This is a genomic window from Demequina subtropica, assembly GCF_000971235.1.
Classification (GTDB): Bacteria; Actinomycetota; Actinomycetes; order Actinomycetales; family Demequinaceae; genus Demequina; species Demequina subtropica.
Genome location: NZ_BBMB01000001.1, coordinates 222,644 through 244,389, shown reverse-complemented (window position 1 = coordinate 244,389; position 21,746 = coordinate 222,644). Strand labels below are relative to the sequence as shown.

19 protein-coding genes are annotated in these 21,746 nt (G+C 73.0%); 2 read left to right on the top strand and 17 right to left on the bottom strand.

What is annotated here, in order from left to right; all coding sequences use genetic code 11:
- The first annotated feature begins 32 nt into the window (after positions 1-32).
- Together hrpA and AOM06_RS01175 are read left to right on the top strand one after the other, a co-directional pair.
- Positions 33-4,259 (top strand): ATP-dependent RNA helicase HrpA, encoded by a 4,227-nt coding sequence (hrpA, locus tag AOM06_RS01180; protein ID WP_439644710.1) that lies wholly within the window; start codon positions 33-35, stop codon positions 4,257-4,259.
- Between the two features lie 10 nt (positions 4,260-4,269).
- Entirely contained in the window at positions 4,270-5,235 is a 966-nt protein-coding gene (locus tag AOM06_RS01175) for an alpha/beta hydrolase (protein WP_156163523.1), read from the top strand.
- A gap of 114 nt (positions 5,236-5,349) precedes the next feature.
- Here the strand turns inward: AOM06_RS01175 and AOM06_RS01170 are convergent, their stop codons facing one another.
- The 17 genes from AOM06_RS01170 to AOM06_RS01090 form a co-directional block, all read right to left on the bottom strand.
- The gene (locus AOM06_RS01170; RefSeq protein ID WP_062301422.1) at positions 5,350-5,841 is read right to left on the bottom strand and encodes a GNAT family N-acetyltransferase; all 492 of its coding nucleotides are present in this window, start codon (positions 5,839-5,841) and stop codon (positions 5,350-5,352) included.
- Entirely contained in the window at positions 5,841-6,758 is a 918-nt protein-coding gene (locus AOM06_RS01165; RefSeq protein WP_062301420.1) for an RluA family pseudouridine synthase, read from the bottom strand. The genes AOM06_RS01170 and AOM06_RS01165 overlap by 1 nt, the downstream gene beginning before the upstream one ends.
- Positions 6,751-7,308, bottom strand: a complete 558-nt coding sequence (gene lspA / locus AOM06_RS01160) for a signal peptidase II (RefSeq protein ID WP_082105197.1) — start codon at positions 7,306-7,308, stop codon at positions 6,751-6,753. Before lspA ends, AOM06_RS01165 begins: the two co-directional genes overlap by 8 nt.
- Positions 7,305-7,757: a TraR/DksA family transcriptional regulator gene (locus AOM06_RS01155; protein ID WP_062301418.1), complete on the bottom strand. Its 453-nt coding sequence runs from the start codon at positions 7,755-7,757 to the stop codon at positions 7,305-7,307. Before AOM06_RS01155 ends, lspA begins: the two co-directional genes overlap by 4 nt.
- 102 nt (positions 7,758-7,859) lie before the next feature.
- A complete protein-coding gene (locus tag AOM06_RS14290; protein ID WP_082105196.1) occupies positions 7,860-8,702 on the bottom strand; it encodes a DivIVA domain-containing protein in 843 nt (280 codons plus the stop codon).
- Between the two features lie 100 nt (positions 8,703-8,802).
- Positions 8,803-9,099, bottom strand: coding sequence for a YggT family protein (locus tag AOM06_RS01145; RefSeq protein WP_062301416.1), 297 nt, complete (start codon positions 9,097-9,099; stop codon positions 8,803-8,805).
- Between the two features lie 21 nt (positions 9,100-9,120).
- Positions 9,121-9,600 (bottom strand): cell division protein SepF, encoded by a 480-nt coding sequence (locus AOM06_RS01140; protein WP_439644709.1) that lies wholly within the window; start codon positions 9,598-9,600, stop codon positions 9,121-9,123.
- 60 nt (positions 9,601-9,660) lie between these two features.
- A complete protein-coding gene (locus AOM06_RS01135) occupies positions 9,661-10,392 on the bottom strand; it encodes a purine nucleoside phosphorylase YfiH/LACC1 family protein (RefSeq protein WP_062301412.1) in 732 nt (243 codons plus the stop codon).
- 6 nt (positions 10,393-10,398) lie between these two features.
- Entirely contained in the window at positions 10,399-11,562 is a 1,164-nt protein-coding gene (gene ftsZ / locus AOM06_RS01130; protein WP_062301409.1) for a cell division protein FtsZ, read from the bottom strand.
- Between the two features lie 131 nt (positions 11,563-11,693).
- Positions 11,694-12,737, bottom strand: coding sequence for a cell division protein FtsQ/DivIB (locus AOM06_RS01125; protein WP_082105217.1), 1,044 nt, complete (start codon positions 12,735-12,737; stop codon positions 11,694-11,696).
- Complete coding sequence (gene murC / locus AOM06_RS01120) at positions 12,730-14,088, bottom strand: UDP-N-acetylmuramate--L-alanine ligase (RefSeq protein WP_228372806.1); 1,359 nt, start codon at positions 14,086-14,088, stop codon at positions 12,730-12,732. The genes AOM06_RS01125 and murC overlap by 8 nt, the downstream gene beginning before the upstream one ends.
- Positions 14,085-15,197: a UDP-N-acetylglucosamine--N-acetylmuramyl-(pentapeptide) pyrophosphoryl-undecaprenol N-acetylglucosamine transferase gene (locus AOM06_RS01115; RefSeq protein ID WP_156163522.1), complete on the bottom strand. Its 1,113-nt coding sequence runs from the start codon at positions 15,195-15,197 to the stop codon at positions 14,085-14,087. The genes murC and AOM06_RS01115 overlap by 4 nt, the downstream gene beginning before the upstream one ends.
- A complete protein-coding gene (locus tag AOM06_RS01110; protein WP_062301405.1) occupies positions 15,190-16,386 on the bottom strand; it encodes an FtsW/RodA/SpoVE family cell cycle protein in 1,197 nt (398 codons plus the stop codon). The genes AOM06_RS01115 and AOM06_RS01110 overlap by 8 nt, the downstream gene beginning before the upstream one ends.
- An 8-nt stretch (positions 16,387-16,394) precedes the next feature.
- The gene (gene murD / locus AOM06_RS01105; protein WP_228372805.1) at positions 16,395-17,771 is read right to left on the bottom strand and encodes a UDP-N-acetylmuramoyl-L-alanine--D-glutamate ligase; all 1,377 of its coding nucleotides are present in this window, start codon (positions 17,769-17,771) and stop codon (positions 16,395-16,397) included.
- Positions 17,768-18,853 carry a phospho-N-acetylmuramoyl-pentapeptide-transferase gene (gene mraY, locus AOM06_RS01100; protein ID WP_062301403.1) on the bottom strand — a complete coding sequence of 362 codons (1,086 nt, stop codon included), beginning with the start codon at positions 18,851-18,853 and terminating at the stop codon, positions 17,768-17,770. Before mraY ends, murD begins: the two co-directional genes overlap by 4 nt.
- Complete coding sequence (locus AOM06_RS01095) at positions 18,850-20,211, bottom strand: UDP-N-acetylmuramoyl-tripeptide--D-alanyl-D-alanine ligase (RefSeq protein WP_062301400.1); 1,362 nt, start codon at positions 20,209-20,211, stop codon at positions 18,850-18,852. The genes mraY and AOM06_RS01095 overlap by 4 nt, the downstream gene beginning before the upstream one ends.
- Positions 20,208-21,746, bottom strand: a complete 1,539-nt coding sequence (locus AOM06_RS01090) for a UDP-N-acetylmuramoyl-L-alanyl-D-glutamate--2,6-diaminopimelate ligase (RefSeq protein WP_156163521.1) — start codon at positions 21,744-21,746, stop codon at positions 20,208-20,210. The genes AOM06_RS01095 and AOM06_RS01090 overlap by 4 nt, the downstream gene beginning before the upstream one ends.

Here is a 21,746-nt window from a genome sequence, read left to right as displayed (position 1 = left end):
GAGGTGTCGGCGCGACTTGGGAGAATGGCCCGGTGACCGAGCAGACCAGGCCCCGACGCAACCCCCGGCACGGGCGAGGCGGAGGACGGAGGGACGATGCGCATCGTCCCCGCGTGAGCCGGCGCGCGCTCGAGGCGGCGGCCGAGCGGCGCTCCGCCGTCGAGGTTCCCGCCATCGCGTACCCCGCCGAGCTGCCCGTGAGCGCGCGGCGCGAGGAGATCGCGGCCGCGATCCGCGACCACCAGGTGGTGATCGTCGCGGGCGAGACCGGCTCGGGGAAGACGACGCAGCTGCCCAAGATCTGCCTCGAGCTCGGCCGTGGCCGCGCAGGGCAGATCGGCCACACGCAGCCGCGCCGCATCGCCGCGCGCTCGGTCGCCGAGCGGATCGCCGAGGAGATCGGCACGGAGCTGGGCGGGATCGTCGGCTACCAGGTGCGCTTCACCGACCAGAGCTCGGACACGACGCTCGTCAAGGTGATGACGGACGGCATCCTGCTCGCGCAGATCCAGCGCGACCCCGAGCTGCTGGCCTACGACACGCTCATCATCGACGAGGCCCACGAGCGCAGCCTCAACATCGACTTCCTCCTGGGCTACCTCACGAACCTGCTCCCGCGCCGCCCCGATCTCAAGGTGATCATCACCTCCGCGACCATCGACTCCGAGCGCTTCGCGCGCCACTTCGCGCAAGGCGGACCGCTCCCCTCCGACGCGCCCGAGGACGATGCGCGTCGCGCCCCGGTGGTCGAGGTCACCGGACGTACGTACCCCGTGGAGATCCTCTACCGCCCGCTCGAGGGCGAGGCCAAGGGCGAGGAGAAGGACCTGGTCGCGGGCATCGTCGAGGCATGCGACGAGCTCATGACGTGGGGCGACGGCGACATCCTGGTCTTCCTCTCGGGCGAGCGCGAGATCCGCGACGCCGCGGACGGGCTCGAGGCGCATCTGGGCGACCGCGCACGCGACCCGCGCCACCCGCGCCGCGTCGAGATCCTGCCGCTCTACAGCCGGCTGAGCGCCGCCGATCAGCACCGCGTGTTCGAGCGGCACACGGCCCGCCGGATCGTGCTGGCCACGAACGTCGCCGAGACCTCGCTCACCGTGCCCGGCATCCACTACGTCGTCGACCCCGGCACGGCGCGCATCTCGCGCTACTCCAAGGCCACCAAGGTCCAGCGGCTCCCGATCGAGCCCGTGTCGCAGGCGAGCGCGCGCCAGCGCTCGGGACGCGCGGGCCGCCTCGCGGACGGCATCGCGATCCGCCTGTACTCGGAGGAGGACTTCGAGTCCCGCCCCGCCTTCACCGAGCCGGAGATCCTCCGCACCTCGCTCGCGAGCGTGCTGCTGCAGATGATCTCCGTGGGCGTGGTCGAGTCGCCCGAGGACGTGGCCCGCTTCCCGTTCGTCGAGCCGCCGGACACCCGCGCGATCCGCGACGGCGTGCAGCTGCTCGGCGAGCTCGGCGCGATCACCACGCGCGACGGGCGGACCGCCCTCACCGCGACGGGCCGCAATCTCGCGCGCCTGCCCATCGACCCGCGGCAGGCCCGCATGATCGTCGAGGGCGCCCGTCATGGCGTCGCGCGCGAGGTGGCGGTGATCGCTGCCGCGCTCAGCATCCAGGACCCGCGCGAGCGGCCCACCGAGAAGCGCGAGGAGGCGGACGTCCTGCATCGTCGCTTCGCGGACCCCGCGTCGGACCTGCTGTCCTACCTCAACCTGTGGGAGCACGTCCGCGAGCGCCAGCACGCCCTGTCCGGCAACCAGTTCCGGCGCCTGTGCAGGTCCGAGATGCTCAACTTCCTGCGCGTACGCGAGTGGCAGGACCTGGTGCAGCAGCTGCGCGAGGCCGCGAAGTCGATCGACATCGAGATGGCGTACCGCAAGCCCTCCCCCGTGGACGATGCGGAGGGGACCGGTGCGCTGCGGCACGTCTGGGACGACGACGCGATCCACCGGAGCATCCTCGCGGGGCTGCTGTCGCAGATCGGCGCGCAGGACGTCCTCCAGCTCAAGGCGAGCTCCTTCACCCATCTCAAGGGCGAGGCGCGTGCCAAGGAGATGCGCCGCGCCCGCAAGCGCGCGTCCAACGAGTTCATCGGTGCGCGCGGCATCCGGTTCGCGATCAACCCCGGCTCGCCGCTGTCGAAGAAGCCGCCGGAGTTCGTCATGGCGGCGGAGCTCGTGGAGACGTCACGGCTGTGGGCCCGTGACGTGGCCCGCATCGATCCCGCGTGGGCCGAGGAGCTCGCGGGCGACCTGGCCAAGCGCACCTACTCCGAGCCGCACTGGTCATCGAAGCGCGGGGCGGCGATGGCGACGGAGAAGGTGCTGCTCTACGGCGTGCCCATCGTCGCCGACAGGCCCGTGCTGTGGGCCAAGGTGGACCGCGAGGACGCGCGCGACCTCTTCATCCGTCACGCCCTGATCCAGGGCGAGTGGACCACGCACCACGGCTTCTGGCGGCGCAACCAGCGCGTGCTGGAGGAGGCGGCCGAGATCGAGGCGCGCGCACGCACCCGCGGCGTCATCGCCGACGAGGAGACGCTCTACTCGTTCTACGACGCGCGCCTCCCGGAGTCCATCGTGTCGGCACGGCACTTCGACCGCTGGTGGCAGGGCGCGCGCCGCGAGGACCCCGAGCTGCTCACTCTGACCCTCGACGAGCTGGTCCCCGAGCACGCCGCCGTCGATCCCGACGCGTTCCCCGAGCGCTGGCCCCAGCTCGACCTCGAGCTCCCGCTCACGTACCAGTTCGAGCCGGGCACGGCCGCGGACGGCGTCACGGTGCACATCCCGGTCGGGGTGCTGCCGCGAGTGATCGAAGCGGGCTTCGACTGGCTCGTGCCGGGCATGCTGCCCGAGCTGGTCACCGCCACGATCCGCGCGCTGCCCAAGCCCGTGCGGCGCCTCCTGGTGCCCGCGCCCGACGCCGCGCGCGACATCGTGGCGTGGATGGCGGCGCACGTGCCGGCGTGGGCGGACGTCGTGCGCGCCGGCGACATGGCCGAGCCCTTCCGGGACGCCTTCGCGCGTGCCGTGCGGGACCTGCGCGACGTCGACATCCCCGAGGAGGCCTGGGACGGGCTCGCGGAGCGTCTGCCCGCGCACCTGCGCATGACCTTCCGCGTGGTCGAGCCGACCGGGCGTGCCCCGCGTGTCCTCGAGGAGTCTCACGATCTGCTGATGCTCCAGCGCTCGCTCGCCCCCCGGGCGGAGGCGGCGGTGCGCACCGCCGTGCGGCGCGCCGCCGACGCGGCCGCGCGCGGCAAGGGACGTCCGGACGATGCACGGTCCGGGTCTCCGGCGGCGGTCGCCGGGGCGTCCGGATCGGGGGGCGCTCCCCCGCCGCGTCCCGCGAGCGCCGCGGTCGCGGAGGTCGACGACCTCGCGGCATGGCCCGCGCTCGACACGCTCCCCGACGAGGTCGAGGGGACGGTGCACGGCGTCGTGGCACGCGGGTACCCGGCGATCGTCGAGGAGCGCAAGGGCGGTGCGCACGCCGCGCTGCGCGTGCTCGCGGACGCGGGCGAGCGCGACCTCGCCCATGCCGCGGGCGTCCGCCGGCTGCTGCTGGCGGAGGTGGGCCTGCCGGTCAAGCGCGTCACCACGCGGTGGTCGCCTCAGGAGTCCCTGGCGTTGGGAGCGTCCCCGTACCGCTCCACCGAGGCGCTCGTCGACGATCTGCAGATCGCCGCGGTGACGGCGCTCGCGCCCGGGGCGGGCGCCGCGCGCGACCGCGCGGCGTACGAGGCGCTGCGCGGCACCGTGCGCGACCGGCTCGAGGACGAGGTCCTCCGGGTCGCCCGGGAGTCCGCCGCGGCGCTTTCCGCGGCGCGCGATCTCGACGTCGCGGTGCGCGCCGCGACCTCGCTGTCGCTCCTGGCGACGCTTCAGGAGCTCCGCGAGCAGGCCGCGGCGCTCGTCGGCGACGGCTTCGTCGCACGCACGCCCGCGCACCGCCTCCCCCACCTGGCCCGCTACCTCAAGGCGGCCGCGCATCGTCTGGAGAAGGCGCAGTCGGATCCGGGCAAGGACGCGCAGCTCGCGTGGCACGTGGGACAGGCGGTCGAGGCCTACGAGACGGTCCGCGCGGCGCACGCGAAGGGCCGGACGTCCCCCGCGACCGAGGCGGCGCTCGACGACGTCCGGTGGATGATCGAGGAGCTGCGGGTCTCGCTGTTCGCGCAACGGCTGGGTACCGACGGGCCGATCTCCGAGCAGCGCATCCGCAAGGCGCTCGCCGCGATCGGATAGCGTGCGGGTCATGGCCGACACGACCGCGCACGACGACGCCCCCCGCACCTCCCCCGCCTGGGAGGCGTGGACGATCCGCGGGATCGCGGCGCTCGCCGTGGTCGCGGCGATCGTGCTCGCGCTGACCGCGTGGGGCGCGGTGGTCCACGGCCACCCGGCCTACGCGATCATGCTCGCGGCCACCGTCGTGATCGGCGGGGTCACGCTGTGGCGCTGGCGCCGTCCCAGGCGCGCGGGCGGCGCCGCGACGCTGGTGCTCCGCCTGATCGGGATCCTCGCGAGCCTCGCGTGGGTCGCGCTGATCGCGTGGCTGCGGCCGTTCTCCGCGATCGAGCCCGCGCTCGCCGCGATGACCTCGGACGCCACCGTGACGGTGACCGAGACCGCGACCCGCATCGTCCTCGCGCCCGCGAGCGACGCCGAGGGAGTCGGGGTGCTGTTCTACCCGGGCGCGCGTGTCGAGGCGCGCGCGTACGCGGCGCATCTGCGGCCGCTGGCGGAGGCCGGCCACGAGGTCGTGATCGTCAAGGAGCCGCTCGGGATCGCGTTCCTGTCGATGGGCGCGCTCGACTCCCTGGTCGACGAGCGCGGCGGGCCCTGGGTGGTCGCCGGGCACTCCCTGGGTGGCACGGTCGCCGCGATCGAGGCGGGCGTGGCCTACCCCACCGACGAGGTCTCCCCCGTCGCGGGGCTGCTGCTCTGGGCCTCCTACCCCGCCGACGACCTCACGTCCTTCGACGGCGCCGTCGCCTCGGTCTCGGGCTCCGAGGACGGGCTCGCGACCCCCGCGGACATCGACGCCTCGCGCGCCGACCTCCCCGCGAGCACGGCCTTCACGGAGATCGAGGGCGCCGCCCACGCCCAGTTCGGGTCCTACGGCGCGCAGCCCGGCGACGGCGACCCCACCGTGTCCGACGACGTGGCGCGCGCGCAGATCGTCGCCGCGAGCCTCCAGCTCCTCGACTCCCTGGGCTGACTCCCTCCGACAGCCGCAACGGATCTCACCGCGACACGCCGGCGCGAGGCCACGGCAGGCCGCGACACGCCGGGCACCCGGGACCCGCTCCGTTGCGACTGTCCGGGGTGGGGCTCAGGACGCCTCGACGTCCTTGTACGCGTCGTGATGCGGGATGCCCTCGTCCAGGTAGCCCTCGCCGTGCGCGACGTAGCCGAGGCGCGCGTAGAACGGCATCGCCTGGTCCTGCGCGCTCAGCTCGACGCGCACCCGACCGTCGAGGCCGTGGAGCGCGAGCGCCTCCGCCTCGAGCGCCTCCATGAGCGCACGCCCCGCACCGGTGCCGCGCCCCGCAGCGAGCACCGCGAGCCGGCCGATGTGCGGGTTGGCGGGGTCCATCGCGCCGTGATCGGCATGGAAGGCGTCCGTGTGCGGCGCCAGCAGGCGCCCGGTGCCGAGCACGGCGCCGTCCGCGCCGCGCGCGATGACGTGGACCGTGCGAGGGTCGTCGTCCTGCGCATCGCGCTCCATGTCGGGGCTCACGCCCTGCTCCGCGACGAACACGGCCATGCGGACCCTCATCGCCTCCTCGAGCTGCGCGGCGGAGCGCACCACGTCGACGCGCATCAGCCGCGCAGGATCTCGAGCGCCGCCGCGAGGTCCGCAGGGTAGTGCGAGGACACGCGGACCTCGCCGCCCCGCGTCGGGTGCTCGAAGGCGAGCTCGTGGGCGTGCAGCCACTGGCGCGAGAGCCCGAGCCGCTGCGCGAGCGTCGGATCGGCGCCGTAGGTGAGGTCGCCCGCCAGCGGGTGGCGCATCGCCGCCATGTGCACGCGGATCTGGTGCGTGCGGCCGGTCTCGAGGTGGATCTCGAGCAGCGACGCCGCGGGGAACATCTCGAGCACCTCGTAGTGCGTGACGGAGGGCTTGCCGCCCTCGACCACCGCGAACTTCCAGTCCGAGCTCGGGTGGCGGCCGATGGGCGCGTCGATGGTGCCCTCGGTCGGGTCGAGGTGTCCCTGCGCGACCGCATGGTAGATCTTCTCGACCGTGCGCTCCTTGAACGCCCGCTTGAGGACCGAGTAGGCCGGCACGGTGCGCGCCACGACCATGAGGCCCGAGGTGCCGACGTCGAGACGATGCACGATGCCCTGGCGCTCGGGCGGCCCGGCCTCCGCGAGGCGGTAGCCGGCACCGGTGAGCGCGCCGACCACGGTGGGCCCGGTCCACCCCGGCGAGGGATGCGCCGCGACGCCGACGGGCTTGTTCACGACGACGATGTCCTCGTCCTCGTAGGCGATCTCGAGACCGCCGGGGATCACGGGCTCGGGCGCCGCCGGCCGGTCCTCGGGGATGTCGACCGCGAGGATGCCGTCGGCGAGCCGGTCGGAGCGCCCGACGACGCCTCCGTCGAGCATGACGCCGCCGCCGTCGAGGATGTCCGCCACCTTGGTGCGGGACATGCCGAGCATGCGCGCGAGCGCCGCATCGGCCCGCTCCCCGACGAGCGCGTCGGGGACCGGGAGGTAACGGGTGTCAGCCACGCTCGGTCGCGCCGTCGGTGGCGACGTCGTCCCCCGCGGCGTCGGGCGCCGTGGAGTCGGGCGCCGTGGCATCGTCGGCGGCCGGCTCGAGGATCGGCTTGGACATCATCGCGGCGATCACGAGCGCGATGGCCGCGCCCACGATCGCGATGTCCGCGACGTTGCCGATGAACCAGTCGAAGTACTTGATCATGTCGACCACGTGGCCCTCGCCGAACGACGGGTCGCGGAACAGTCGGTCGATGAGGTTGCCGAGCGCGCCACCGAGAGCGAGCCCGAAGAGCACCGCGCTCCACCGCGACTGCGCGCGGCGTCCGTAGACCACGATCGCGGCGGTCACGGCCAGCGCGACGATCGTGAGGATCCACGTCGACTCGTCGCCGAGGCTGAACGCCGCCCCGGAGTTGAAGACGAGCTGGAGCGACAGGAGGTCACCGACCAGAGGATGCTCGACACCGGGCGTGAGGGCGTGCAACGCCCACTGCTTGGTCGCCAGGTCGGCGACCACCACCCCCGCGGCGCAGAGCCAGAACGCGGGCCTCCAGGTCAACGGCGCTCCTCGCGCTGCTTGCAGGTGACGCACAGGTTCGCGCGCGGGAACGCCATGAGGCGCGCCCGGCCGATGCCCTGGCCGCACGACTGGCACGCGCCGTAGCGGCCGTTCTTGATGCGGCGCAGCGCGTCGACGCTCTGCTCGAGCATGTCGCGCGTGTTGTTGACGATCGACATCTCCTGCTCGCGCTCGAGCGCGGTCGAACCGGCGTCGGCCTGGTCGTCGCCGGCGCCCTCCGACGCGTGAAGGAGGTCGTCGAGCTCGTGCTCGGTCACGCCCAGCTCCGTGACCAGGCGCTCGACGTCGGCGTTGAGGACCTCGACGATCTGTCGGAGGTCCGCGATCTTCCAGGCGTCGTCGCCCTCGCGCACGGGAACCTGCTTGACATCCGCCGGCTTCAGCTCAGCGGGATCCACCACCACGATGGTCACATCGGTGCTGCTCATGATCGTCCTCGTCTCTGCCTGGTGAAAGGAGGGTAGTCCCCCGCGGGCGACATAGCAAAGCGCCGCGCCCATCGGCGCGGCGCCCTGCTTTGTCCGTTTGGCTCAGCGCTGCTCGTCGTCGCCCTCGGAGGCGGGGCTCCACGGGTTCTGCGGGGTGTACGGCGTGCCGAACTGCGTCGACTGCGGCTGGTAGGGCGCCTCCGCCACCTTCGGCGTCATGCCTGACACCGGGGCGAAGCCCTGCGGCTGCTCGGGCTCGGACGCGGACTCCTCCGCGGCCTCCGCCTCGACGGGGGCCTCGACCTCGGCCTCCTCCTCGCCGGCGAAGTCCTCCTCGGGCGACTCGACCGCCTCCGCGGCCTCGCCGAGCTCGTCCTCGCCCACGTAGGTCGCGACCGGCGCGGGCGCGGTGCCCTCGGCGTGGTCGAGGTCGCCCAGCAGGTTGCTCAGGTAGCTCTTGAGGCGAGAGCGGTAGTCGCGCTCGAAGCGGCGGAGGTCGTCGATCTTGGTCTCGAGGAGCGAACGCTCGGCGTTGAGCTCGTCCATGCGGGCCTTGGCGTCGGTCTCGGCGCGCTCGACGATGGACTCGGCCTTCGCCTTGCCCTCCTCGACGAGCCGCTCCTTCTCCTCCTCGCCGGCGGCCACGTACTCGTCGTGGAGCTTCTGCGCCATCGCGAGCATGCCGGTCGGCGTGGGCGGGTTCGGGTCGGTCGCGGCCTGGAGCAGCCCGGCGTCGGTGCTGGGCTCCGCCGCGGGAGCCGGGGCGACGGCGCCGCCGCCGGCCTCGACCTTCGCCGCGAGCTCGTCGCGCTCCGCGGTGAGCTGGGAGATGGTGGCAGCGACCTCGTCGAGGAAGTCGTCGACCTCGTCCTGGTCGAAGCCCTCGCGGTACTTGGTCTTGGAGAAGGCCTTGTTGAGAACATCTTCGGCGCTGAGCAATGCCATGGCGGCTTCCACCTTTGCCTGATCAGGGCCGGTGTCCCGGCCGAACGGGTATTTCGTCACTGTACCGACATGTGTATCGGCACGCACTTGAGAGAGCGCGTCAGGACGCGCTGATGATGCTGCCCAGGACCTGGTTGAGGATCGACACAGCGATGAACACGATGAGGAACGCGAGGTCGATGCGCACCTGGCCGAGCGAGAGCGGCGGCACCACGCGGCGCACGGCCTTGATCGGCGGGTCCGTGACGGTCAGCACTCCCTCGACCGCGACGAGCGCGGCACCGGCCGGGCGCCAGTCATGCGCGAACACCATCACGAAGCTGATGATGATCCGCGCGAAGAGCGCGAGCATGAAGAGGAAGAGGACGAACTGGAGCGCGCTCAGGATGACAACCACCCGAGGAGCCTACCGTGAGGGTCAGGCCTGGTTGTAAAACGCCTGGTCCTGCACGGGCTCCTCGTCGATGCCGATCTCGACGTGCGCGGGCGAGAGCAGGAACACCGAGGTGGTCACGCGCTCGATCGAGCCGTAGAGGCCGAACGACAGGCCCGCGGAGAAGTCGACGAGGCGCTTCGCGTCCGCGTCGGTCATCTCGGTGAGGTTCATGATGACGGGCACGCCCTGACGGAACGCCTCGCCGATCAGGCGCGCGTCGTTGTAGCTGCGCGGCTTGATGGTCTGGATGCGGCGCAGGTCCTTCGCCGGGGTGGCCGGGGCCTCGCCGTGCGAGGCACGCGTGCCCTTCGACGCGCCGTGCTTGGCGGCGTGGGCCTGCTTCACCTCGGAGACGTCGTGCAGGTGGGTCACCGGCGCGAGCTCGGGCTCGGCGTAGTCGTACTCCTCCTGCTCGTTGACATCGAAGCCGAGGTACTGGATCGCCTTGCGCAGTGCGCTCATCATGACCCCCTGGTGGTGGTGCGGTTTGTCGACTTCACGTTAGGGCCGCATCTGTCAAGGTCAGCGGACCGACACGCCGCAGACCACGACCCCGGCGTGGCGACCGGTGACGCCGTCGCGCCGGTGCGAGAAGTAGCGCGCGTCCTCATGGGTGCAGATCCGGTGGCGGACCACGTCGGAGAAGCCCAGCTCGCCGAGCCGGGTCTCCACGGCGCGTGGAAGGTCGAGCGCGGGGGTGCCGCTCCGCGTGACCGCGCGCGCCGTCGGGTGCCGGGAGGCGACGTCGTCCCTCATCGTCTCCGGAACCTCGTAGCAGCGGCCGCAGATCGCGGGTCCGATGCTCGCGGACCACCCCTCGCGCACGCGCCTCTGCGCCGGCGTGCGGAGATCGAGCAGCGCGGCGACGGCGGCGTCGACGGCGCCGCGGCGCACGCCCTCACGGCCCGAGTGCACCGCGGCGACGGCGCCCGTGAGCGCATCGTGCATGAGGATCGGCAGGCAGTCGGCGGCGATCGCACCGAGCGCGACGCCGGGCGTACGCGTCACGAGCACATCGGCCGGCCCGGGAGCCTCGCCGGGGCGCGTCACCATCGCGACGCGGATCCCGTGCTCCGCCTGGAGGAAGGACACGGGCGCACCGGCGGCGACCGAGACGACCGCGCGGTTGCGCGCGACCGCCTCCGGGTCGTCGCCCACATGCGAGGCGAGGTTGAGGGAGCCGTAGGGCTCCTCCGACGAGCCGCCGGCCCGCGCGGTGAAGAACGCGCGGACCGGCAACCCTGCGTCGAGCATCCCCTCCTACCGGAGGAACTCGGGCACGTCGAGCGTGTCGGCCGCGGGGCGCGTCGGCTGCATCGGGATCGCGTCGGTGGCCGGCGCGGGGTCCACCGCGGCGGGCGCGGCGGGGATGACATCGGCCTCGATCGGCGCGTCGATGGGCTCGAGCGCCTCGGCCTTGGGTGCCGGAGCGGATTCGATGGAGCCCAGCGCGCCCGTGTGCGAGCGGTGCGTCGGGGCGCCGCCGTCGAAGCCCGCCGCGATCACCGTGATGCGGAGCTCGTCGCCCAGCGAGTCGTCGATGACGGTACCGAAGATGATGTTCGCCTCGGGGTGCGCGGCCTCGCGCACCAGGCGGGCCGCGGTCTCGACCTCCTTGATGCCCAGGTTCGAGCCGCCCGAGATCGACAGCAGCACGCCGTGGGCACCCTCGATCGAAGCCTCGAGAAGCGGGGACGCGATCGCGCCCTCGGCCGCCTCGAGCGCGCGGGTCTCGCCGCGTGCGCTCGCGACTCCCATGAGCGCGGTGCCCGCGCCCTGCATGACCGACTTCACGTCGTTGAAGTCGACGTTGATGAGGCCGGGGGTGGTGATGAGGTCCGTGATGCCCTGCACGCCGCCCTGGAGCACCTGGTCCGCGGCGGCGAAGGCGCCGAGCACGCTCAGCTGAGCGTCGGAGATGTCGAGCAGGCGGTCGTTCGGGATGACGATGAGGGTGTCGACCTCGTCCCGCAGCATCGCGATGCCGTTCTCGGCCTGGTCCGCCCGGCGGCGGCCCTCGAAGCCGAACGGCCGGGTCACCACGCCCACGGTGAGGGCCCCGAGCGAGCGGGCGATGCGCGCGACCACGGGCGCGCCGCCCGTGCCGGTGCCGCCGCCCTCGCCCGCCGTCACGAACACCATGTCGGCGCCGCGCAGGGCATCTGCGATCTCGTCCTCGTGGTCCTCGGCGGCCTTGCGCCCCACCTCGGGGTCGGCGCCCGCGCCGAGGCCGCGCGTGAGCTCACGGCCGATGTCGAGCTTCACGTCCGCATCGGACATGAGCAGCGCCTGCGCGTCGGTGTTGATCGCGATGAACTCGGCGCCCTTGAGGCCGACGTCGATCATGCGGTTCACGGCGTTCACGCCGCCGCCGCCCACGCCGACGACCTTGATGTGCGTGATGTAGTTCTGCGGTGCGGCCATGTGCCTGTCCCTTCAACCTTAACCCTCTAGTTGAGAGTTATAGTTATGTCAAGTCGTTCAAGGTCGAAGGTACGGGCGCACGGTGCGAATCGGACCCGCGACACGCGCGTGTCGGCGCGATTATCGGCGCGCTAGGCGGTGGTCACGGTGGGCAGCGTCGGCGCGGACACGTCGATGGCGGTCGCGCCCTTCGCCTCGCCCGACTCGAGCAGCACCTGGAGCACGCGCGCCTTGAGGCGCGAGTCCTCCGCGCTCCCCCACTTCACCTCGGGCCCGTTCCTCAGCACGAAGGTCACGGTGTCCTCCGTGCTCGCGCTCACGTCCTGGACGCGGTTCCGGAGCTTCACCGGGAGCTCGTTCACCACGCCGAGCACCGAGTCGAGAATGCGCTGCGTCCCCTCGCCCACCGGGACCTGCACCACGGGGAGCTTCTCCGGTGCGGCGTCCGCATGCCCCACGCGCGTCGCTTCGGCGTCGAGCAGGTCGTAGCCGCCGTCCGCGTTCGGCACCGCGGCCACGGGCTCGCGGGACGTCAGGGTGATGAGCAGCCCGCGCGGCCAGATGCGCTCGACCGTCGCGTCGCGCACGCCGGGGACCTCCCTCAGCTCGTCCGCGAGGCGCGACGAGGCGAGGGTCGCGAGCGACTGGCCCTCGTGGACCGCCACCACGGCCTCGACGTCCTCGGCGTCGACCACGGTGCCGTAGCCCGTGACCTCCACCTGCGTGGGGTCGAGCGCGAGCACCGGGGACGCGAGCACCACCCAGCCGAGCAGCGCGACCAGGGCGACGTAGCCGGCGCGACGCGCCCACACGAGCGCCGACAGGCGCCGCTGCGCCGCCGCGCGCTCCTTGAGCCGCGCCTGCAGGCGGAGCGTGACGTTCCCCAGCTGGTCCGCCGCGACCTCCGTGCCACGTGAGGCGCCGCGGCGCAGCCGTGCCCCGAGGCGCGGCGCCGGCGGCTGCGCAGGCGTGCGGGTCCGGGTTGCGCGTGCGCGGCTCGTGTCGCGCCGCCAGGGCTGCGCGACCTCCTCGGACTCCGCCTCGACGCGCACCGCCCCGGTGCGCGGGCGAGGCGTGGACGGCGTCGCGGGCGGCTGCGGGCGCGACGGCGCCCCCGAGGCGGGGCGGGCGTCGCGGCGCGCGGCGGGCCGGGGCGGGCGGCGGACCTCAGGCATCGGCGTCGCGTTCCGCCAGGCGGGCAAGGATCCAGTCGGCGGCGAGCGTGACCGTGCCGGAGCCGACGGTGAGCACCGTGTCCCCCGCCCGCGCCGCATCCGCCGCGAGACGCGCGGCGTCCTCGAGGTCCTCCGCGAGCGTGAGGGTGGAGCCCTCGGGCATGACGGCGTGGTCCGCGATCGATCGGGACGAGACCCCGGGGATCGGGTCCTCGCGGTCGCCGTGCACCGGCGCGAGGATCACGTCCGCGTCCGCGACCGACAGGGCGCGCCCGAAGCCCTCGGCGTGCGTCTGGGTGCGCGTGAACAGCGCGGGCTGGAACAGCACGACCATGCGGCCCACGCCCCCGTCCCTGGCCGCTCGCAGCAGCGCGGCGACCTCCGTCGGGTGGTGGGCGTAGTCGTCGATCACGCGCACGCCCGCGGCCTCGCCGCGCAGCTGGTAGCGCCGTCCCGTGCCGCCGAACGTCGCGAACGCCGCCGCGGCGCTCTCCGGGTCCGCGCCCATCTCGACCGCAGCGAGCCACGCCGCGGTCGCGTTGAGCCGGTTGTGCGCGCCGGGCGCGCTCACCGCGAGCGGATAGGTGACGCCGTCGCGGACGATGTCGTCCTGGGTCACGCGCGCATCGGCGCCCTCGGACGTGCCGTAGGTGAGCACGCGCGCGCCGCGCGCGCGGGCCTCCTCCGCGAGGCCCTTCACCACCGCATCGTCCACGCACGCCACGATCGTGCGCGACTGGGCGGCGAAGTCCGCGAAAGCGCGGTGGAGGTTCTCGACGGTGCCGTGGAAGTCCAGGTGGTCCGGCTCGATGTTGAGCAGGATCGCCACCTCGGGGCGGTAGCGCAGGAACGAGCCGTCCGACTCGTCGGCCTCGAGGACCGAGATCCCGGCGGAGCCGGCGTAGCCGCCCGCGACGGCGCCCTCGATCCCGAACACGCGCGCGCCGACCGCGAAGCCCGCGTCGATCCCGCTGCGATGGAGCGCGTGCGCGACCATCGCCGACGTGGTGGTCTTCCCGTGCGAGCCGGCGACGGCCACCAGGCGCTGGCCCTCGAGCGCGCGGACCAGCCCCTCGGAGCGATGCCACACGGGGATCCCGAGCTCGCGCGCGCGCGTGAGCTCGACGTTGGTCTCGCGCACCGCGGTCGAGACCACCACGGCGGCGGCGCCGTCGACCACCGAGGCGTCGTGGCCGAGGCGCACGTCCATGCCCGCGTCGCGCAACGCCTGGAAGTACGCGGTCTCCGTGAGGTTGGTGCCGCTGACCTCGTAGCCGCGGGCGGCGATGAGCCGCGCCACCGCGGACATGCCGGAGCCGCCGACGCCGATGAAGTGGATCCGCTCGCTCACAGCGCCCCCTCGATCATGGCGCACAGCCGCGCCGCGCCGTCGGAGATGCCGATGCCCCGCGTCGCCTCGCGCATACGCGGTCCAGCCTCGGGGTCGAGCAGCATGCGCTCGGCGTTCATCACCAGCGAGGCCGGGGTGAGGGCCGCGTCCGCGACCAGCAGCGCGGCGCCCGCGTCGACGGCGGCGGCCGCGTTGAGCGCCTGCTCGCCGTTGCCGTGCGGCAGCGGCACGTACAGCGCGGGCAGACCCAGCGCGCCGATCTCGCACACGGTCGCGGCGCCGGAACGGCACACGACCGCGTCGGCGGCCGCGAACGCCGCGGCCATGTCGTGCGCGTACTCGGACACCGCGTACATGCTCCGCTGCGGAGCGGGGAGCGCGGCCTGCGCGCGGTATGCCTCCTCGGTCTTGCCCTTGCCGGTGAGGTGGATGACGTGGATGCCGCGCGCGACGAGCGTGTCGACCGCCTGCGCGAGCGCCGCGTTGAGGCTCGCGGCGCCGAGCGAGCCGCCGAAGGCGAGGAGCACGGGGGCGTCGGCGGGCCAGCCCCTCTCCTGCTTGGCTGCGCTCGCGGCCGACGCCCGCCCGTCCGGGTCGGACAGCCGCGCCGCCAGCACCTCGAGGTCCGCGCGCAGCGGGAGGCCCGTCACCACGGCGTGCGGCAGCGGGGTGCCGGGGAACGTGACGGCGACATGCGATGTGAGCCGTGCGCCCAGCCGGTTCGCGATCCCGGGCTTCGCGTTGGCCTCGTGGACGATGATCGGGAGGCCTCGGCGCCGCGCCGCGAGGTAGACGGGCGTCGAGACGTAGCCTCCGAAGCCCACCACCGCATCGGCCCTCACGCGGTCGATGGCCTGCTCGGAGGCCTTGACGGCGGCGCGCAGGCGCGCGGGGAACCGCAGCGCCGCGGCATCGGGCCGGCGAGGGAAGGGCACCTTCTCGATCTCGATGAGGTCGAGGCCCGCGCGGGGCACGAGCTCGGTCTCGAGGCCGTCGGGCGTGCCGACCGCCGAGACGTCGTGGCCGCGCTCGAGCAGCGCGCTCGCCGTCGCGAGCAGCGGGTTCACGTGACCGGCGGTCCCGCCGCCGGCGAGCAGGAGGCTAGCCACGGCGGCGCCCCCGCGACAGCACGGCGAGCGAGCGGCGCACCACGGTGGTGCGCGTCGCGAGCGCCTCGGGCGCCCCCGGCTCGTTGCGCGCGAACGCCATGAGGACCCCGACTGCTGCGAGCGACATGATGAGCGAGGACCCTCCGGAGGACACGAGCGGGAGCGGCACGCCGGTGACCGGCGCGAGCTCGAGGACGACGGCGATGTTGACGCACGCCTGGACGATGAGCCACGCGCCGATCGCGGCGGCGGAGATCTGGACGAACTTGTCGGTGCTGCGCGAGACGATGCGGGTGACCGCGACCAGCAGCATCGCGTACGCGGCGAGGATCACCAGGGTGCCGATGAGCCCGAACTCCTCGCCGATGATCGCGAAGATGTAGTCGTTGTCCGAGGCCGGCAGCCAGCCCCACTTCTCGCGGCTCATGCCGGGGCCGAGGCCCCACAGGCCACCGGAGGCGAGCGCCTGCGTGCCGTGGATCTGCTGCCAGCTCGAGTCGCCGTTGAACCAGTCGGTGATGCGCTCGACGCGGGAGTCCGCCGCGAAGACGAGGAGCACGATGAGGCCCGCGCCGACGATGCCCGCGAGCACGAAGAAGCGCGTGGGGACGCCTGCGACCCAGAAGGCGATCGCGACGACGGCCGTCATGATCATCGCGGTGCCCATGTCGCGGCCGGCGAGCACGAGCCCGATGACGAAGATCGCCATGATGCCGCCGGGCACCAGGATGTCGCGCGGGTGCGTGAGCTTGTGGCGGAAGCGGCTGAGGACGTTGCCGAGGTACAGCGCGAGGCCCAGCTTCGCGATCTCGGAGGGCTGGAGGCTGAAGCCGGCGATGTTGATCCACGCCTTGTTGCCGCCCACCGAGGAGCCGGTCGCGAGCACCATGAAGAGCAGCCCGATCGCGACGTACAGCACCAGCGGGCCCGCCTTGCGCAGGAAGCCCACCGGGAGCCGCGAGCCCACGACGAGCGCCGCGAGCCCCACCACGAGCGCGATGGCCTGCGTGAGGAAGCCCGTGTACGCGCCGGTGCCGGTGCGGATCGAGGCGATCGAGGAGCTCGACAGCACCACCGCCAGCCCGACGAGGACGAGCACGGAGGTCGCGACGACCAGGAGGTAGTACGAGCCGAGGGGTGACCGCCACGCCGTGACGTCGCTCTCGCGTCGAGCGGCAGTCGCCGTCATGCCACCTCCTAGCGGTCCATCGCCTCCACCGCCCTGGTGAACGCCTCTCCTCGGTCCGCGTAGCTGCGGAACTGATCCATCGATGCGCAGGCCGGTGAGAGGAGGACGGTGTCCCCTGCCTCAGCGAGCCCGCGGGCCGCGTCGACCGCCCGCTGCATCACATCCTCCCCCGGCGGAACGGCCAGGACGGGTATATCGGGCGCGTGTGTCGCGAGCGAGCGCCGCAGCGGCTCCTGATCGACGCCGATGAGCACCGCGGCCCGGAGCCGGTCCCTCACGGCGCCCACGAGCCCGTCGAACTCCTGGCCTTTCGCGAGCCCTCCGGCGATCCACACCACCGAGCGCGCGGCCCGGCCGCCGAAGGCCGCCTGCACCGCATGCGCATTCGTCGCCTTCGAGTCGTCGACGTAGCTCACGCCGTCGAGGTCGCGCACCCACGCGGTCCGGTGCTGGTCGAGCCGGAACGACCGCAGCCCGTCCCGCACGGCCTCGGGCGGCACGCCGACCGCGCGGCACAGCGCCGCCGCGGCGAGGGCGTTGGTGACGAGGTACGGGGGGACGTCGCCCGCGACCAGGTGCGCGAGGTCGTCGATGTCGCCGATCTCGGCCGCCTGACGATGCCGGTCCGGGTGGAACGCGCGGTCCACCAGCAGGCCCTCGACGACGCCCAGCTGCGACGGCCCCGGCGAGCCGAGGGTGACGCCGACCGCGCGGGCGCCCTCGACCACCTCGGCGTCCGCGACCATGCCCTCGACCCGTGCATCGGCCGCCGGGTACACGCACGCCACCTGGACGTGCTGGTACACCTTCGCCTTGTCGGCCCGGTAGGCCTCGAGGCTGCCGTGCCAGTCGGTGTGGTCGTCGTCCGCGTTGAGGCAGACGGCGGCGTGCGGGGAGATGGTGTGCGCGAAGTGCAGCTGGAGGCTCGCGATCTCGACCGCGACCAGGTCCGACTCCTCGCGCGCGGCGTGGATCACGGGGATGCCCATGTTGCCGCAGACGCGGACGTCGAGGCCGCCCGCCTTCGCGATCGCGCCGACCATCTGCGTGGTGGTGGTCTTGCCGTTGGTGCCGGTCACCATCACCCACGGGATGCCCGCGCGGCGCACGCGCCACGCGAACTCCATCTCGGACCAGATCTCGAGGCCGGCGGCCTCGCAGGCGCGCACGGCGTCGGACAGCGGGGAGAACCCGGGCGACGCCATCACCACGTCGAACGTCGAGAGGTCCAGCTCCGCGACGTCGCGGTGATCGGCCTGGCCGTTGGCGTCCACGGTCACCGCGGTGCCGCCCAGCTCGCGCGTCACCTCGGCCGCCGAGGTGCCGGCGATGCCGACCCCGAGGACGAGGACGCGACGGCCCTCGAGGGTCGTCAGGTCCGTCACAGCGAGGCCACCCACTCCGCGTAGAACAGGCCGATGCCCAGGCCCGTGAACATCGCCGCGATGATCCAGAAGCGGGTCACGATGGTGACCTCGTGCCAGCCCATGAGCTCGAAGTGATGATGCATGGGCGCCATCTTGAACAGGCGCTTGCCGCCGGAGATCTTGAAGTAGCCGATCTGGAGCACCGCGCTCGCGACCTCGAGCACGAACAGGCCGCCGACGATCACGCCGAGCAGCTCGGTGCGCGTCATCATCGTGATGCCCGCGATCGCGCCTCCGATGGCGAGCGATCCCGTGTCGCCCATGAAGATCTTCGCGGGGCTGGTGTTCCACCACAGGAAGCCCAGGCACGCGCCGGCGATCGCGCCGGCGAGGATCGCGAGGTCCCACGGGTCGCGGACCTCGTAGCAGGTCCCGCCCGCGTCGGACACGCCGCACGTCTGGTTGATCTGCCACACGCCGATGAGCACGTATGCGGCGAAGAAGATCACGGCGGTGCCCGAGGCGAGCCCGTCCAGGCCGTCCGTGAGGTTGACCGCGTTGGACCACGCCGTGATGAGCAGGTTCGACCACAGCACGAACAGGATGATCCCGGCCGTGGTGCCCCACAGCGCGAGGTCCAGGTTCGTGTCGCGCAGGAAGGAGATTGCGGTGTCCGCCGGCGTCACTCCCTGCTCGTTGGGGAACTGGAGCGCGAGGATGCCGAAGGTGATGCCCACGACCCCTTGGCCCAGGAACTTCCAGCGCGCCTTCAGCCCGAGCGACCGCTCGCGCGAGATCTTGATCGCATCGTCGAGGAAGCCCACGAGCCCCAGCCCGACCATGAGGAAGACCACGAGCATCGACGATGCGCTGGGCGCGCGCCCCACGAGCAGGTTGCCGCCGAGCCACGCGAGCACCGCCGCGAGGATGATGACGACGCCGCCCATGGTCGGGGTGCCGCGCTTGACGTGGTGGCTGGCCGGTCCGTCCTGGCGGATGAACTGGCCGAACTGACGATGCGTGAGGTAGCGGATGAGCACGGGGGTCGCGATGAGCGAGAGCAGGACTCCGAGCCCCGCCGCGAACACGACCGCCTTCATGCGTCTCCTCCCACGAGCTGATCCGCGAGCTCCCACAGGCCGGAGCCGTGGGAGGCCTTGACGAGGACGGTGTCCCCCGACCGCAGCGTCTCATCGAGCAGCGCGCGTGCCTCGTCGAGTGTAGCGACGTAGGCCGCCTCGTCGCCCCACGAGCCCTCGCGCACCGCGGCCACGTAGGCCGCCCGTGCGCCGGCGCCCACGATGATCGTGCGGTCGATCCGCAGCCGCACCACCTCGGTGCCGATCTGCTCGTGGATCGCGACGCTCGACTCCCCCAGCTCGCGGATCTCGCCGAGCACCGCGATGGTCCGTCCGCCGTCCGCGACGAGCTTGAGCGCGCGCAGCGCGGCGCGCACCGACTCGATCGAGGCGTTGTACGCGTCGTCGATGATCGTGACGCCGTCGGGACGCTCGGTGAGCGCCATGCGATGGGCCGAGAGCGGCCGCGCCGCCGCGATCGCCTCCCACGCCGTCGCGGCGTCCACGCCGCACTGCACGGCGACCGCGAACGCGGCGAGCGCGTTGGTGACGTGGTGGTCGCCCACGAGCGTGAGGGTGCGGCGCGGCAGCGGGCCGATCGAGAACGAGGCGCGGCCCCGGTCGCTCGTCAGCCCGGTGGCCTGATAGGTGGACTCCGAGATCCCGAACGTGATCACGTCGCCCGCGGCGACCGAGGCCATCGCGGCGACCCGGGCATCGTCCGCGTTGAGGATCGCGACACCGCCCGGGACCAGCCCCTTGACGATCTCGCTCTTGGCGACCGCGACGTCGTCGGGCGAGGCGTACTCCCCCATGTGCGCCGTGCCGACCGTGAGCGCCACCGCGATGTCGAGGGGCGCGATCGACGTGAGGTAGTCGATGTGGCCGAGGCCGCTCGCGCCCATCTCGAGCACCAGATGCCGCGTCGAGGCGTCCGCGCGCAGCACCGTGAGCGGCATGCCGATCTCGTTGTTGAAGCTCCCGACGGGCGCGACGACGTCGGGCAGCACCTGCGCCAGGAGGTCCTTGGTGGTGGTCTTGCCGTTCGAGCCGGTGATGCCGATCACGGTGAGCTCGCTCTCCGTGCGCAGGAGCGCGAGGTACGCGCGCGCAAGCGCGCCGAGCGCGGCCTGCACGTCGACCACGAGCACGTGCGGGGCGTCGACCGGCTCCGACACCAGGCACAGCGCGGCGCCGGCCTCCATCGCCTGCGGCACGTAGTCGTGGCCGTCGACGCGCTCGCCCACGAACGCCACGTAGAGCCAGCCGGGTCGGATCGCGCGCGAGTCCTTGTCGACGCCGCTCACCATCGTGTCGACGTCGGCGGCGAGCGTGCCGCCCACCGCGTTCGCGACCCACTGCGCGGAGACGGGCCTCACGCGTCGTCCCCGGCGGCGGCGACGAGCGCGTCGAGGAAGGCCCCGGCGTCGGTGTAGGGGTGATGCACTCCGTCGATCTCCTGCGTGGTCTCGTGCCCCTTGCCGGTGGCGATGATGGTGTCCTCGGGCCGCGCGAGGCGCACGGCGGCCTCGATCGCGGCGACCCGCGGGAAGATCTCGAGCACGTCGCGGCGGTCGGGACGCTCCGCGTCGACACCCTCCAGGATGCGCGCGCGGATGTGCTCGGGCGGCTCGGTGCGCGGGTTCTCGTCGGTGACGATGACGATGTCCGCGTGCGTCGCGGCCGCGGCCCCCAGCCCCGGGCGCTTCGAGTCGTCGCGCAGCCCGTCGCAGCCGAAGACGATGATGATCCGACCCGGCGTGACCAGGCGCATGGCATCCAGCACGCTCGCGATGCCGTCCGGCGTGTGGGCATAGTCGACGACCGTCATGGGAGTCGTGGCGTCGCGCGTGGTGACGATCTCCGTGCGGCCGGGCACGGGTCGCGCGGTCTCCACGCCGCGGATGGCGGCCTCGAGCGGCACGCCGAGCGCGTGCGCGGCGACGATGGCGCCGGTCGCGTTCGACACGTTGATGAGCCCGGGAAGCGGGATGTCGACGTCGTGGCGGCTGCCGTCGGGGGCGACGAGCACGAACCTCATGCCCCCGCGCCCGGTCGGGACGGCGTCGATCGCGTTCCAGTCGGCCCACGGGGTGCCGGGACGCGTCGCGACGGTCTCGACGGGCACGGTGACCTCGTCGACCAGGCGCTTCCCCCACTCGTCGTCGATCAGCACCACGGCGCGCTCCGCGAACTCCGGGGTGAAGATCCGCGCCTTCTCCTCGAAGTACTCCTCCATGGTGTGGTGGAAGTCGAGGTGCTCGTACGAGAGGTTGGTGAACAGCACCACCGCGAAACGCGTCGCGGTGACGCGCTCGAGCGCGATCGCCTGCGACGAGGCCTCCGCGACCGCGGCCGTCACGCCGGCCTCGCGCATGCGCGCGAGCAGCCCCTGGAGCATCGGCGCCTCGGTGGTGGTGCGCGCGGCCGGCGCGGACTCGTCGCCGATGCGCATCTCGACGGTGCCGAGCAGGCCCACCTTCGCGTGGGCCATCCGCAGCGCGCCCTCGGTGAGGAAGGCGGTCGTGGTCTTGCCGTTCGTGCCCGTGAGCCCGATCAGCGGGACGTCGCGCGACGGGTCGCCGTAGACCTCGGCGGCGGCGAGCGCCGCCGAGCGCCGGGGATGCGTGACCACGAGCACGGGCACGCCGGTCGCGCGCGACTGCTCGGCGCCGTCCGCATCGGTGAGGATCGCGGCGGCGCCGTTCGCCACCGCCTGCTCCGCGAAGCGCGCGCCATGGACGTTCTCGCCCGGCAGCGCGCAGAACAGGTCGCCCGCGCGGACGTCGCGCGAGTCGACGGTGGCCCCGGTCACGCGCACGTCCGCGCCGTGAAGATCGGCGCCCACGCGCGCCTCGATGGCGCTCAGCAGGGCGCCGGCGACGCGGCTGGGGCGCATCGTAAGGTCCGGCAT

Excerpts from the sequence above, each read along its gene's own strand:
- AOM06_RS01125 (WP_082105217.1), bottom strand. The coding sequence starts at position 12,737 with ATGCCTGAGGTCCGCCGCCCGCCCCGGCCCGCCGCGCGCCGCGACGCC.
- AOM06_RS14290 (WP_082105196.1), bottom strand. The coding sequence starts at position 8,702 with ATGGCATTGCTCAGCGCCGAAGATGTTCTCAACAAGGCCTTCTCCAAG.
- ftsZ (WP_062301409.1), bottom strand. The coding sequence starts at position 11,562 with ATGGCCGCACCGCAGAACTACATCACGCACATCAAGGTCGTCGGCGTG.
- AOM06_RS01135 (WP_062301412.1), bottom strand. The coding sequence starts at position 10,392 with ATGCTCGACGCAGGGTTGCCGGTCCGCGCGTTCTTCACCGCGCGGGCC.
- AOM06_RS01155 (WP_062301418.1), bottom strand. The coding sequence starts at position 7,757 with ATGAGCAGCACCGATGTGACCATCGTGGTGGTGGATCCCGCTGAGCTG.
- AOM06_RS01110 (WP_062301405.1), bottom strand. The coding sequence starts at position 16,386 with ATGACGGCGACTGCCGCTCGACGCGAGAGCGACGTCACGGCGTGGCGG.
- AOM06_RS01175 (WP_156163523.1), top strand. The coding sequence starts at position 4,270 with ATGGCCGACACGACCGCGCACGACGACGCCCCCCGCACCTCCCCCGCC.
- mraY (WP_062301403.1), bottom strand. The coding sequence starts at position 18,853 with ATGAAGGCGGTCGTGTTCGCGGCGGGGCTCGGAGTCCTGCTCTCGCTC.
- AOM06_RS01170 (WP_062301422.1), bottom strand. The coding sequence starts at position 5,841 with ATGCGCGTCGACGTGGTGCGCTCCGCCGCGCAGCTCGAGGAGGCGATG.
- AOM06_RS01090 (WP_156163521.1), bottom strand. The coding sequence starts at position 21,746 with ATGCCGGACCTTACGATGCGCCCCAGCCGCGTCGCCGGCGCCCTGCTG.
- AOM06_RS01140 (WP_439644709.1), bottom strand. The coding sequence starts at position 9,600 with ATGAGCGCACTGCGCAAGGCGATCCAGTACCTCGGCTTCGATGTCAAC.